At 46.5% G+C, this 14,553-nt stretch carries 11 protein-coding genes; 8 read left to right on the top strand and 3 right to left on the bottom strand.

What is annotated here, in order from left to right; translation table 11 throughout:
• The first annotated feature begins 220 nt into the window (after positions 1 to 220).
• From BMW79_RS04840 to BMW79_RS04820, 5 genes are all read left to right on the top strand, one after another.
• Entirely contained in the window at positions 221 to 2,818 is a 2,598-nt protein-coding gene (locus BMW79_RS04840) for an NACHT domain-containing protein (protein WP_089891281.1), read from the top strand.
• A 21-nt stretch (positions 2,819 to 2,839) separates the two neighbouring features.
• Positions 2,840 to 3,760: a transglutaminase domain-containing protein gene (locus tag BMW79_RS04835; protein WP_245752379.1), complete on the top strand. Its 921-nt coding sequence runs from the start codon at positions 2,840 to 2,842 to the stop codon at positions 3,758 to 3,760.
• Between the two features lie 16 nt (positions 3,761 to 3,776).
• Entirely contained in the window at positions 3,777 to 5,630 is a 1,854-nt protein-coding gene (locus BMW79_RS04830) for a chloride channel protein (RefSeq protein ID WP_089891275.1), read from the top strand.
• 73 nt (positions 5,631 to 5,703) lie between these two features.
• Positions 5,704 to 6,306: an NAD(P)H-dependent oxidoreductase gene (locus BMW79_RS04825; RefSeq protein WP_089896779.1), complete on the top strand. Its 603-nt coding sequence runs from the start codon at positions 5,704 to 5,706 to the stop codon at positions 6,304 to 6,306.
• 4 nt (positions 6,307 to 6,310) lie between these two features.
• On the top strand, positions 6,311 to 8,203 hold the full coding sequence (locus BMW79_RS04820; RefSeq protein WP_089891272.1) for a monovalent cation:proton antiporter-2 (CPA2) family protein: 1,893 nt from the start codon (positions 6,311 to 6,313) through the stop codon (positions 8,201 to 8,203).
• Between the two features lie 19 nt (positions 8,204 to 8,222).
• Here the strand turns inward: BMW79_RS04820 and BMW79_RS04815 are convergent, their stop codons facing one another.
• From BMW79_RS04815 to BMW79_RS04805, 3 genes are all read right to left on the bottom strand, one after another.
• The gene (locus BMW79_RS04815) at positions 8,223 to 8,471 is read right to left on the bottom strand and encodes a hypothetical protein (protein WP_089891269.1); all 249 of its coding nucleotides are present in this window, start codon (positions 8,469 to 8,471) and stop codon (positions 8,223 to 8,225) included.
• 6 nt (positions 8,472 to 8,477) lie between these two features.
• Positions 8,478 to 8,723 (bottom strand): hypothetical protein, encoded by a 246-nt coding sequence (locus tag BMW79_RS04810; RefSeq protein WP_089891266.1) that lies wholly within the window; start codon positions 8,721 to 8,723, stop codon positions 8,478 to 8,480.
• Positions 8,724 to 8,878: 155 nt separating this feature from the next.
• A complete protein-coding gene (locus BMW79_RS04805) occupies positions 8,879 to 10,066 on the bottom strand; it encodes a DUF5009 domain-containing protein (protein ID WP_177192041.1) in 1,188 nt (395 codons plus the stop codon).
• A gap of 141 nt (positions 10,067 to 10,207) precedes the next feature.
• On the opposite strand from BMW79_RS04805, the gene BMW79_RS04800 reads away from it, so the two are divergent.
• From BMW79_RS04800 to BMW79_RS04790, 3 genes are read left to right on the top strand one after another with little or no spacing between them, the layout of a single operon-like run.
• Entirely contained in the window at positions 10,208 to 12,256 is a 2,049-nt protein-coding gene (locus tag BMW79_RS04800; protein ID WP_089891260.1) for a M13 family metallopeptidase, read from the top strand.
• A gap of 32 nt (positions 12,257 to 12,288) precedes the next feature.
• Entirely contained in the window at positions 12,289 to 13,389 is a 1,101-nt protein-coding gene (locus BMW79_RS04795; RefSeq protein WP_089891257.1) for a carbohydrate-binding family 9-like protein, read from the top strand.
• A 5-nt stretch (positions 13,390 to 13,394) separates the two neighbouring features.
• Positions 13,395 to 14,483 (top strand): family 10 glycosylhydrolase, encoded by a 1,089-nt coding sequence (locus BMW79_RS04790; protein ID WP_089891255.1) that lies wholly within the window; start codon positions 13,395 to 13,397, stop codon positions 14,481 to 14,483.
• Positions 14,484 to 14,553 lie beyond the last annotated feature (70 nt).

The raw sequence follows: 14,553 nt of genomic DNA, 5'->3' as shown, positions 1-14,553 counted from the left end.
TATTCTATATAATAATACTATATTGTACATCATCATATTTATATATGATATACAGATACCAATTAAGTGGAGCAAATTTCTTATTAATTATATTTATATATATAATTCGATTTAATGTTTTCTGTTCATTTTGTTCATTCGTGTTTTGGAAAATCTAAACGCAAATAGCATACGTAATTAAACAGGTACCGACAATTCGAAAATCCATTTATTGTCCCCTATGATTGATCTATCCTATGACTTTATCATTACCCTCCAGAATGAAGTTCTGCGCAGGTTTGGTGTTGAAGTCATGCTGCCAGGAGATTGCAAACATCTCTCTCAGTCCATATTGGATGACACCACGAAACTGGTAAGCGAAACTACGCTTAAACGGGTGTTCGGATTTGCTGTCGCTCAACACAGCTTCTCCAGATATACCCTTAATACGCTTTCGCAATACTGTCAGTATAAGGACTGGGAAGATTTTCAGCAACATCACTACCGGAAGCTCAACACCGCTTCTAAATCCACGAATGCGTCCCCCTCGGCCGCAGCATTGGATAATAGTAAATGGTCCGATCTGAAAAGCAAAGCAGACGCCGTTTCCCATTATACCATGCTCACCCTCAAAAACCGCTCTGGCATCGCATTCCCGTACACTGTGCACAGGCCCTTCTGTAACGCACATATTGAAAAATTCCTCGAAAGCGATTACGCCGCCACCGCCCTGATAGCTCCCTCCGGTTGGGGAAAGTCGCTCGCACTGGTACATCTCGCAGAACATTGCTGGTTCGGAAAAGAAGCCCGCTATAAACAGGATGTATGCTGGTTTATCCATGCACATGCTGCCGGCAGCCTCCTGCTCAAAGGGTTTTCCCTGTCCTCCTGGCTGGACAACCAGATGAACCTGGGCAATGGCGAGAACTTCCGGGAATATTTCTCCAGTCACTTCGATAAAAAAGGCGGACGCCTTATATTAATAATAGACGGTTTCGATGAAATTGCCGTAGCCGGGGAAAAACTCCGCCTCCTCTACTCCAAACTGGAAGACTTCGTGTACTCCAACGACCTGTACCCGTGGGTGAAAGTGATCCTTTCCATCCGGAGCAGCACCTGGGCAGAAATATTCCAGCACTCCCAGCAATACCCCGCCTTCCGGCGCTACTGGTACCTGGGAGCCGAAATGGATGAGGAAACCAATATCAACATGCCCCAGCTAACAGAGCAGGAAGTAAAATCAATCCTTTATAATCACCAGTTCGATCCTGCAACCGTACGCCTCTTTTCAGAAAACTTCCTTCAAAAACTACGGTATCCATATTATCTTCAATTGTTCTGCCAGTTGAACACCGGCCCGGATCAGACTTTTGTAGATGAACACCTCAGCTTATTCGAAATTGTATCCCGCTTCATCCAGAACCGGGTATTCAACTCGCAAAGCAATTCTTTCAAAATCAAAATCATAGAGAAATTACTGACCCTGCTGGACCTAGGCAGAACAGGCATTTATGCAGATAAAAACCTGCTGCTCACCCAAAACGCAGACCTGTTCCCCGCCTACAAGGAACTGCTGGCAGATAATATATTGGTAGAAGAAAACCTGAGCCAGGAAATCATGTTCAATGTGAAGGTGCGCTTTGCCCACACCATGCTCCTGGAGTATTTTGTGGCCATGCACTACCTGAAACAGAACGGCCAGGAAATCAATGAACCCCTGCTGATGGCCATCCTGGAACATCTGCCGCAATCGCCCTACCGTATAGGCGTATTCAGATGGTTGCTGCGCTACGCTATCAACCACGCACAGATAGACGGCATCATCAAAATGTTGCATTTACCATTATCCAATATAGAAAAATCCCACCTGCTGGAATACCTGGTATTACACTACCAGCACGACGGCAACAATCAAGGCGAACTTAAATCTATCTTCCCGGCAGGCTTCTTCAAGAAGAATCCCATCGGCCCCTTCATCAGCGACGAATTTATTCACTTCAGAAAACGCAAAGTACTCACCGCGCTGCTGGGACTTGCTGAAGCCCGGGAAGATAAACTCAAAATCAGAAGTAAGCTTTTTACCATGGCCCTGCTCCAGCTGGATGCAGAACAGTGTGAAATAGAACTCAATAATATAAAGAAGATCTACACCGCCGACGAATTCGAAGATGAGCTATGGGTAACACCTTATGAAATACAGCTCTTCATTTACGAGTTCCTTAAATTTGGCATTATTAACGAAAATATCCGGGAGAAGATCTATAACTATTTCCGCTATTGGACAGGCGGAGGCAAGAAGCCCATCACAGAGCCGCAGGAAATCGTGTTCCGAAATATGGGAATCGTTTTCACCCTGCTGGGAGATAACGAGCACCTGCTAAGCTTTACCACCCGGATCTTTGAAACATATCCTTCTTTACAACATCGTAAAACAGATTCCCTGCGTCTTCAACTGCTTTGCTGGCAGGCCCAGGCCTACCTCGGCTTAGGTCAAACGGCATCGGCTGCACGAATTTGCCGCCATACCGATCAGGTAATCAAGAAATACTCTGTAGATTATTTTGGTGGAAAATACCTCGAATCAGTACAGAAATTACTGTACGCCGGTGTATATTTTAATGAACACGAATTCAACAAAGCCATTCGTACTGCTGAAACCGCCGTGGAAAACGCACAAAAACTGGATTTCAAAGTACTGGCGCTGATGAATTTCGGCCTGTTAAATAAAATCTATCAGGAATTACAGATGGATAAACAGAAAAACGATACCGTACAGCAGATAGAACTGATCAGAAAAAGTACATCCTTTAAACAGGCCGTTCCAAACTTTGCGAGGTGATTATGGCATAATTTTGCTTTATTGCGTAGCATAATGGCCATAGACGAAAGCAAATATACCGTAGTACAAAAAATATTGTTCAACACCTTGAGCCTGTTGACTTTATTATTGCTGGCTCCTTATATCAACCGCTTCACACCCCCTTTGGTAGCCAATGGCTGGCACATTGACCTGTTACTCGCCGTGGTGGCTAGTTTCGTGGTTGTTTATCTACTCCGATGGGTATTCCGGCCACTTATCATTCCTGTTTTTTTACTCGTATGCACCGTGATGGTCGTTAACAAGTTTACCGACCGATATACCTTTTATAATGTACTCAACGATTATAAAGGAATGGTACAGGGCAACCTGAATACCAAAGGCAGCAAACAACTGGATATCCTCAGTCTTTACCCCAGAAGGGTGGAAAGCTACCGCGATAAAACCGTGCGGGGTATGCGGGAGAAAATCAATTTCCAGGACTCTGTAGTCCGCAACTTCTCGGTAAAGCACTCCCTGGACTATTATGACGAATATTTTTATAAATATGGAAAGATCACCCGCTTCCTTTCCCTGTTCCGTGTGATCAACAGCCAGTTCAAATACGTACTCGACTCCCGGAGAGATGAATATTTTGCTACACCACAGGAAACCATCCAGAATGGTTTGGGCGGCGACTGTGATGATCACTCCATTCTCATGATGTCGTGCCTGCAATCGATCGGCGCCAGATGCCGTATTGTACTGATAAAAGGTCATGCTTACCCTGAACTGTATTGCGGCACCAAAGAAGAATTTGAAATCATGAAACAGGCCATCATCACACTTTTCCCCAGGCCTGCAGTGAAAGAAATCTATTACCACGAACTGAAAGGGGAGTACTGGATCAACCTGGATTATTCCGCCAGGCATCCCGGCGGTCCGTATCTGAATGATAAAGTTTATGGGTTGATTGAGCTCTGATCCTTAAATTTGCCGCATGAGCAAGTTTAACCGCCTCCGGAAATACCATAGCTTTTTTCGATTTAAAAAGGATTTCGAACAATACAGCTTAAAAAGCGCGAAAAGCTATGAACTCATCCTGCACTGGCTGCACAGCAAAATGAACCGCAACCAGTTCCTGTTGCTTTCCGGTATTTTAGTGGGCTGTACCGCCGGCTTAGCGGGGGTAATTCTCAAGAGCCTGGTTCACTACATCCATTATGTAATTACCTATAAAGTACATTTCAGTACCCAACTCTTCTTTTATATTGTATTTCCTTTCCTGGGGATTGTACTGACCACCCTGATGGTATTATGGTTTTTCAAAGGACAATCGAGAAAAGGTATTCCTGCTATTCTGCATGAAATAGCCCGCAACTCCAGCTTTATTCCACCGGTGAAAATGTACTCCCAGGTTGTGCAAAGCGCCATCACGGTGGGCTTAGGCGGTTCTGCCGGACTGGAAAGCCCCATCGCTGTTACGGGTGCGGCCCTGGGATCCAACTACGCACGGATCTACAAGCTCGGCTATAAAGAACGGACCCTCTTACTGGCTGCCGGCGCTACTGCCGGGATCGCCGCTGCTTTCAATGCGCCCATTGCCGGGATGATGTTTGCCTTTGAGATCCTGCTAACCGGTGTAGTGTTTTCGGATTTCATGCCCCTCATCGTAGCGGCTGTTTGTGGCAGCCTGCTGTCGAAGATTATTTTACAGGAAGAAGCATTGTTTCATTTTGAATCGCGCGTAGCCTTCAATTATCACAACGTACCCTATTATATTGTGCTGGGCATTCTCAGTGGCTTTTACGCCAGGTATTACGTCGTCATCTCCCAGAAAGTAGAGCATTTTTTTCACCACTACCTCAAATGGTCGGTGCTGCAGCGTGCTATCCTTGGCGGTATACTGGTATCGGCACTCTGCGTGGCGCTGCCTCCTTTATTCGGAGAAGGCTATACCAGTGTAAAAGCGCTGGCAGCGGGGCATGGCGAAGCTATTCTGCAGAACAGTTTCTTCCGGTACCTGCCCATACAAAGCTGGATGTTGCTGGTATTCACCGGTTGCGTGTGTTTATTGAAAGCATTTGCCGCTTCTGTTACTATCCAGAGTGGTGGTAATGGTGGTAATTTCGCGCCCTCCCTCTTTGCAGGCGGCTTTCTTGGGTTTTTCTTTGCCATGGTTTGCCAACAGACGGGGCTTACCGATATTCCGGTGACCAATCTCGTAATTGTAGGCATGGCCGGGGTAATGGCCGGGGTGATGTATGCACCACTTACCGCCATCTTCCTGATAGCCGAATCCAGCTCCGGGTATGATCTTTTTATTCCGCTGATGATCGTTTCCACGATCTCCTTCCTGATGGCCAAATGGTTTTCTCCCATCTCTCCGGAAATCAAAGAACTGGCAAAAGACGGAAAAGTATTTACCCATGCGCACGACAAAAACATCCTGCTGCTGCTGAAAATGGACGACCTGATAGAAAAAGATGTACAGACCATCTCTATTAACGCCACTTTACGACAGATCATAGAACTGGTAAAGGAAGGCAGCCGCAATATTATTGCAGTGGTCAATGAGCAACAACTGTTTGAAGGCATTATTACGCTGGATGATATCCGGCCCATTATGTTTAATCCAGCGTTATACGACAACATTACCGTCAGAAAACTGATGCATGCGCCACCCGCAGTTGTTTCGCTGAAAGACGATATCAACACGGTAATCAGAAAATTTGATACCGCACATGCCTGGAATCTGCCGGTAGTGCAGGATAAGCAATTGATGGGCTTTATCTCCAAATCAAGTATTCTTAATAAATACCGCTTACTATTACAGGAATATTCGGAAGGCTAAGGGCATTATGCATTTGCCCGGAAGGGCAACTTTTGAAAAAAATACCTACATTTCTTTATACGAAAATCCGATAATGGCCAGAGTTCTGATAAATTTTGCGCATCCGGCCCTGGAAAAATCCAGGGTACATTCCCAGTTGCTGCGGGTTGTCAAGCATATACCAGGTGTGACTTTCAACGATCTGTATGAGCAATATCCTGACCTCGACATCAATGTTGCCCGTGAACAGCAACTCCTGGAACAGCACGATATTATTTTCATGCAGCATCCTTTTTACTGGTACAGCGCTCCGGCGATTGTAAAGCAGTGGATGGACCTGGTGCTGGAACATGGATGGGCATACGGGCATAAAGGCAAAGCCCTGACAGGCAAGTATTTCAGCAATATCATTTCTGCTGGCGGATCAGAACATTCCTATTCGCTGGAGGGTCATCACGGGCATACCATCCATGATTTCCTGTTACCATTTATTCAAACGGCGAAATTGTGTAACATGCAGTATGCCGCGCCCTTTGTGTTATATGGCGTTCACCGGCAGGATCTCTCTGATATACAGGAAGATGCCGCACAACTGAAGCAGGTACTGGAACGCCTGCGGGACGATAAATTTGATCTGACACCTTTGCCTGGTCTTGCTAACCTGAACCAACTTCTTCAACTACCCGCTCAAACCTGATAATATGGATCAACATTCTTTACTATTTCAGTCGATGGTATACCTGGCGGCCGCCATTGTATTTGTACCATTAGCCAAGAAAATGGGACTGGGCGCTGTTTTGGGCTACCTGATAGCGGGTATTATCATTGGTCCGTCCTTACTCGGATTTATAGGCAGGGAAGGAGAAGACATCATGCACTTTGCCGAATTCGGTGTGGTTATGATGCTTTTCCTGATCGGGATAGAACTGGAACCTGCGCTGCTATGGCGGCTTCGCTCATCCATACTTGGTTTGGGAGGACTACAGGTAGTATTAAGTGCGGCCGCCATTGCCGGCATTGCGTTCCTGATAGGACAACCGCTGAATACTTCGCTTGCATTGGGAATGATTTTGTCGTTGTCTTCGACCGCTATTGTATTGCAGACGCTGAATGAAAAAGGCTGGATGGGTACTTCCGCCGGGCAGAGCGCTTTTTCTGTATTGCTGTTCCAGGATATTGCGGTGATCCCGATGCTGGCCATTTTTCCTTTGCTGGCAGGTAATGCTGCGCCAGAAGCCACTGCGCACGCTACTTCCCTGCGGGATAATCTTCCTGGCTGGGGTCAGACGCTGGTAGTACTCGGAGCCGTAGCCACTATCATTATAGCCGGCAGATATTTGGTGCGTCCGCTGATGCGCATCATTGCCCGTACACGTGTGCGGGAGTTGTTTACCGCCACGGCTTTGCTGATGGTAGTGGCCATTGCAGTACTTATGAACCTGGTGGGGCTGAGCTCTGCGCTGGGTGCGTTTCTCGGCGGAGTTGTACTGGCCAACAGCGAATACCGCCACGAGTTGGAGAGTGATATAGAACCCTTCAAGGGATTGTTACTGGGCTTATTTTTTATCGCTGTTGGCGCTTCTATAGATTTTAAACTCATCATGGAACAGCCGTGGCTGATCATGGGACTGGTAGTGGGTATCATGGCACTGAAAGCTATTGTGCTGCTGATGTTGGGGAAAATTTTCAAACTGAGCACCGATCAGAACCTGTTATTTGCCTTTGCCCTGGCGGATATCGGCGAGTTTGCCTTTGTGCTTTTATCGTTTACCCATCAGACCAGGTTGATGAGTGAAGAGATGACCGCGATGATGACCGCTGTGGTAGCGATCAGTATGGCGATGACACCGCTGATCATGTTATTATATGAAAAAGTGATCCAACCACATTATACCCGCTCTGAAGTAAAAGCCGAGCGCGAAGCCGATGAAATCAACGAGAAGAATGCCGTGATCATTGCCGGCTTTGGCCGCTTTGGCAGTATGACAGGCCGTTTCCTGCGGGCGAATGGCATTAATGCCACCATCCTTGACCTGGATTCCGACCGGGTAGATGCCCTGCATAACCTGGGTATCAAGGTATATTATGGAGATGCCTCCCGCTATGATCTGCTCGCTGCTGCGGGCGCTGCTGACGCCAAAATGCTGATCATTGCTACCGATCACGCAGAGCAAACCCTGGAAATAGTGAAGATTGCACAACGCTATTTTCCGCATCTCCAGTTATTGGTGAGAGCAGAAAATAATGAAGATACTTTTGAGCTGATGGACCTCGGTGTATTACATATTTACCGGGAAACAGTAGATACCTCCCTCAGGGTAGGCGTAGATGCCCTAAGGATGCTGGGCACACGGGCTTACCACAGTGAACGCGCTGCGCGCACCTTCTTCCGTCAGGATGAACGCTCGCTCAAAGGATTATCCGCCCTCCGTGATGATAAAAAACAATATATCAGCTCTATGAAAGAGCGTATTGATGAAATGGAAAAACTGATCACCTCCGACAAGATAAAAACCTGGGTAGATGAAGGTCAGGGGTGGGACCCTGAAACATTACGGGACGAAATCAGGGGTGAAAAAAGTGACGAAGCATAATTTTCAGGGAAACTCCTGCCTATTGAATATGCTGGATAATCAATTCGGCCACATGATGTAGTAAACCAACGTCCACGGTATTTAAATGATCGTGCATCGGTTTACTGGAAACAGCGCGTACAAAACCCTCTTCATCGGGTTCAAAAGTAATTTCGTGTTCTTCCACAATCACCTTGTATACGGTTTTAAATTGCTGATTAGCCGTTTGTACTTCCAGTATGTGTGGATGGCCTTTGTATACGAACTTAAGTGTGAAGAGGTCTGACATAAAATATTACCGTTGTGCAGCATTACCTTGTTCCCGGTGGTAGTAACGTTTTATCCTGTTCTTTTCATCACGGGAAAACTGATGAATCAACCACAGGGAAAAACAAGCAAGTCCGCTGATGATGAATATGTAGCCGATGAAACCAAGGGTGTGGAATATTTTAAACCACATCCAGTCGTTGGTTAAGGCATACTGCGCTAAGATAGCTAAAATCACTCCTGCTGACGCTAATACAACTGCAATTTTTTTCATGGGGGAACTATTTGGGATGTAAAAATCTGTTTCCGCGTTTAAAGGGTCAAACGAAATGCCACATCATATCTACGCGCTACAGCCACTTACGGATGTATTTCACGTAGATATTTCTCTACATTACGAGCGTTAAAACGTGGTAACGTGTAAGATTGTTACAGTTGTAAACGGATTCCCAGCTTGTTTAATCCCTTTACCAGGAAAAGCATGAGTACTGCGAAAAAGGCGCACCAGAGCATGCCTGGCAGTCCTTCTCCCAACACCGCCGGCAAGGTAACTCCGGTAAGCAGCATGGCGAAGAAAACAATATCAGGCAATATGTAAGTGAGCAGCGGGTTGGAACCTGCAGGACGGAAAAAGGTAGTCCACTTACTCACCTGTTTTACATCTATCAGGTAATACAAAAGAGAAAATACTGCTACACAAATGGCGCTGCAATACAAACACCAGGTGGGTGTTGCATGAATTTTCGAAAGTTTGTAAGCAGGTCTTAACATCACACCGGCGATCAGCAACAAAGCGGTATAACCCGTAACCCGGGCTACCAGCTTACTCCCTTTCAGACCAAGGTCTTCATCAAAATAAAACAGGGTGAGCAACATACCAGACAACACAATAGCGGTATGCGCTGCATTACCCGCCTGCGAAGTCAGCCAGCTCCATTCCCCCTGTGACATAAAGGGTTGTTTACATAAAATATAATAGCCGATGCAAACAGCGATCATCAGCATAATAGCCCCGGCTAGGCCTTTAAACAACTGGTAAAAAATACATGCATACAGATAAGCCCAACCTATTAACCCGAGAATTCCCCACCAGTGAGGACTTAGCCGCTCTGTGCCATCTTCACCTCCACGGAAAATTATTCCGAGGATTACCAATCCAATGATGCCCACTGCTTTAAAGCACCAGGTAATCCATTTGTTTTTAAACGTGTAAACATTCCATACCAATATTGCACAGATATAAAACAGGAGCGCCCATAATGCACCATTCATCCCGGTGGCGGCCTCGTTCACACGTTCCGCATTCACCATGAAAATACCCAATACCCATAAGCCGATGGTACGCCACGCAATATGCTGCTGCAGCTGCCAGAAACTATCTCCTTTCGCAAGGCGGCTATTGACAGCAAAAGGAATAGACATCCCAACAATAAACAAAAAAGCAGGGAATACGACGTCTACAAAAGTCATCCTGTCTTCATTCCCATGTGCATGCTGCATCCATGTGGGAATGCCATTCACACCCGCTACACTATTAACGAAAATCATGACAAGAATCGTGATACCACGGAAAGCGTCGATAGATAAAATCCGGCCGGTCTTTAAATTGTTTATCATAAGCGTTGCAGGTAAGGAGATGACTTTGTAACAAAATACAATATTTACTTTAAATTCTCTTCCTGCCGTTGAGCCCATTTTAATAACCGGGGTGGCAAAAAATAATTACCTTTCTTCCGCTAATAAAAATCACAACAGCTTATGATTAAGTCCATCCTCACCGGAACAGGTTTGGCTGCCATAGTATGCCTTGCCGCATGTAACCAGGGTGCCCCTACCACCGATACCAATACCCCAACACCAGATGCTGTAGCAGCAAACGTTGACAGCACCGTAAATCCCGCACAGGATTTCTTTGATTACGCCAACGGTGGCTGGATAAAACGCAATCCTATCCCTTCGGAATATAGTTCCTGGGGCATCGGCAACCTGGTGCAGGAGGAATTATACAAACGCCTGCGCATCATCAATGAAAAAGCAGTCGAAAATCCGAACGATCCCATCTCTAAAAAAATAGCCGCCTTCTGGACCAGTGGTATGGATTCCGTTCGTATCAATGCAGAAGGCATCAAACCTATTGAAGCCGAATTAAAAGCCATTGATGCAGTTACCAATACTGCACAGCTGGTGCAGCTGGCATCGAAACTAAACGTTCATACCGGTGCCTTCTGTAGCCTGTATATCGGGCAAGATGCAAAAAACAGCGATGTGATAGTAGTACAGCTGGAACAAGGTGGGTTAGGTCTTCCTAACCGCGACTACTACTTCAACACCGACGACCGCACCACCAAAATAAGGAATGCTTATCCCGGTCATGTGGCCAGGATGCTCCAGTTTATTGGCTACGACAGCAGTAGCGCGCCAAAAGCCGCCACCGGCATTGTAGCACTGGAAGCCAACCTGGCCAAATCCAGCCGCAAGCTGGAAGCACTGCGCGACCCGGAAGCCAACTATCATAAAATGCCGGTAGCCCAGCTGAATAAAATTGCAGGGAATGCTGACTGGAAGGAATTTATCCAGCAACAAGGCATCTCCAAATTTGCGGATACCATCATTGTGGGTCAGCCGGAGTTCTATACCAATCTGAGTAATGCGCTGAAATCACAGTCACTCGATACCTGGAAAGACTACCTCAAATGGCATGTGATCAACGCCGCTGCGCAGCATCTCAGTGATACTATTGCCAATACCGATTTCGCTTTCTATGGTACCCTCCTCAAAGGACAGGACAAACAAAAGCCACGCTGGAAGCGGGTACTGGATGCAGAAGAAAGTGCAATGGGAGAAGCATTGGGGCAATTGTTTGTGAAAGAATTCTTTAACACCACCGCAAAAAAGAGATATGAAAACCTGGTGGAAGAGATCCGTGGAGAATTGAAAATCCGCATCGAACATCTCGACTGGATGAGCGACAGTACGAAACAAAAAGCATTATACAAACTCTCTAAAATTACCAAGAAAGTAGGTTATCCTGATAAGTGGAAAGATTTTTCTGCGATGGATATCAAGCAACAATCCTATCATCAGAACATTGAAGCGGCCCAGCAGTGGTGGCAAAATTACCAGGTCAATAAACTGGGCAAACCGGTTGACCGTAATGAATGGGACATGACGCCACAAACCTACAATGCTTATTATAACCCGAGCAACAATGAAATTGTGCTTCCTGCGGGTATCTTTACCGTACCGGGCAAAAGGGATGAAGAACTGGATGATGCCATCGTGTATGGTTACGCCGGTGCATCTACCATTGGACACGAAATCACACACGGCTTCGATGACGAAGGCCGTCAGTTTGATGCAGCCGGTAATTTAAAAAGCTGGTGGAGCAAGGAAGATGAGAAGAAATTCAATGACCGCGCCGCCGTGATGGTAAAACAATTCAATGGCTATGTAGTGGTAGATACTTTGCGCATCAATGGTAAAGCTACCCTTGGTGAAAACATCGCCGACCTGGGTGGCATTCTGCTCGGATGGGAAGCCTTCAAGAAAACGGAGCAGTTCAAAAAAAATGAGAAAGTTGCCGGATATACGCCATCACAGCGCTATTTCATGGGCTATGCCCTGGGCTGGCTGGGACATACCAAAAAAGAATCCCTGGCGAAACAAGTGCTGACAGACGTGCATTCCCCGGCTAAATTCAGGGTAAACGGACCATTCAGCGATGTAGACGCTTTCTATGAAGTGTATGGCGTAAAGCCAGGCGATGGCATGTATAGGCCAGACAGCACGAGAGTGCGCATCTGGTAAGAATTATAGGATTTAATCAACGGAAAATTTAAATGAGAAAAACGCCTGTCAACATCAAGAAATTAATAACCGGCTGTGGCATTTGTATGCTGATACTCGGAAAGACCAGCTTCGCACAGGTCTTCTCCGAATCATTCCGGCCCTTTAAAGGAACGCCGCTTCACTACGTATGTCAGGAAACGAAAGCGCCGGTTACCATCGACGGGAAACTGGATGAAGCCGGGTGGCAGCAAGCCACCTGGTCTTCCGACTTCAAAGATATAGAAGGAGACTCCAAACCCGCACCACCATTGCGTACCCGCGTTAAGATGATGTGGGACCAGCAATATTTATATATTGCAGCTACCCTGGAAGAACCGCATATGTGGGGCACCCTCACCGACCACGACGCCATTATTTTCCGGGATAATGATTTTGAGGTGTTTATAGATCCTGATGGAGATACGCACCAGTACTACGAAATAGAGATCAATGCCTTAAATACGGTGATGGACCTGTTTATGGGCAAGCCATACCGTAATGGGGGAGAGGCTTTGCTGAACTGGGATACCAAAGGTATACGTACTGCCGTACACGTTAATGGTACGGTCAACAATCCGTCGGATACGGATAAAGAATGGACCGTAGAAATGGCCATTCCTTTCAGCGCCATGAGCTTTTTCAGCAAAAACCAGCGGCCGGTGGAAAACACGATGTGGCGGATCAATTTTTCGCGGGTGGAATGGGATACCGATGTGAAGGATGGCAAGTATGTAAAACGCCAGCAGCCGGAACATAACTGGGTGTGGTCGCCGCAGGAAATCGTAAATATGCATGCACCTGAACGCTGGGGCTACCTGCTTTTTACCAGCAAGGCTAATACTGTATTTCAGCTGCCACCGGCAGAAAACGCCAAACCGTTTCTCTGGCTGGTGTACAATGCGCAACAGCAGTACCAACAGAGTAATGGCCGCTATGCTGCTACGCTGGCGGAACTGAAGATCCCGGCCAAACAAACAGGTGCTAACGGTCAGGTATATACGCTAACGATGGAAGGCATTTCATCACAATACACCGCCAGTATTACGGGTAGTAGTTTTTCAGGCGCGATCAATATCAACCAGGAAGGTAAAGTTTATACTAACAGAAAATAACAGCTATGGATAAACGTCTTTTTATTAAATCATTAGGGATCGGCGGACTTGCTTTCGCCGCACCTGCATTACCTGCCAGCGCCGCTGCGGTGAAGGAAACATCTCCCAACCTTGAAAAAAATACGGTGCAGCACCGGGTATGGATTAACCCCGATCATAAAGAAACTGCGGCCATTTTACAACCAAGATATGCTGCCTACAGAAAAGCCGGCATCACGGATATTATGTTTGAAGCGGATAGTGAAATTCATTTCAAAACTGCCAAAGCCAATGGCATCAAGGCACACCGCTGGATGTGGACCATGAACCGTGGCGAAAAAGAATTACTGGCCGCGCATCCCGAATGGTATGCGAAGAACCGTAAAGGGGAGTCCTGCGCCGATCATCCACCTTATGTGGATTATTATCGCTGGCTTTGCCCAAGCAAACCGGAAGTGGTAAATTATCTGAAAGACCAGGTAGAAAAAATCCTTTCACTGGATTATGTAGATGGTATTCACCTCGACTATGTTCGTTTTTGCGATGTAATATTACCGGTGAACCTGTGGAGCCACTATGGTATTGATCAATCGAAAGAATTGCCGGAGTATGATTTCTGTTACTGCGATCAATGCCGCAATGCCTATAAAGAAAAAAACGGCATAGATCCGTTACAGATAGAACATCCGGACCAAAGCCCTTCCTGGCGTAAGTTCCGCTACGACCGTATTACCAATGTGGTAAGCAACCTTTCGCAGGTAGCGAAGAAACATAAAAAGCCGATTTCAGCGGCGGTATTCCCGACGCCTGAAATTGCGAAACGCATTGTTCGCCAGGACTGGACCAACTGGCCGTTGAATGCCGTATGCCCGATGATTTATCATGGCTTTTACCGGGAAAATGTGAGTTGGATAGGTGATGCCGTAGCAGAAGGCGTGAGGGGGTTACATGGCGCGTTTCCGTTGTATGCAGGACTATACTTACCGGATTTCCACGGTAATTATACGGATCTGGCAGAAGCGGTGAAACTGGCTGTTCAAAATGGCGCTGCCGGCGTTTCTATCTTTGGCGAGGTAACACCGGAAGTGTTACGGGTGCTGGGAGAGAGCGTATAAGTAGTGTTGTTATAAAATTTTTGGGGAGATGGAAGCAAGTATATTGCTTTCATCTCCCCAAATTATTTAA

It is taken from the genome of Chitinophaga arvensicola, from assembly GCF_900110835.1.
GTDB classification, from domain to species: Bacteria; Bacteroidota; Bacteroidia; order Chitinophagales; family Chitinophagaceae; genus Chitinophaga; species Chitinophaga arvensicola.
The sequence above is the reverse complement of the archived record's forward strand: the minus strand, read 5'-3'. Positions and strand labels throughout refer to the sequence as shown.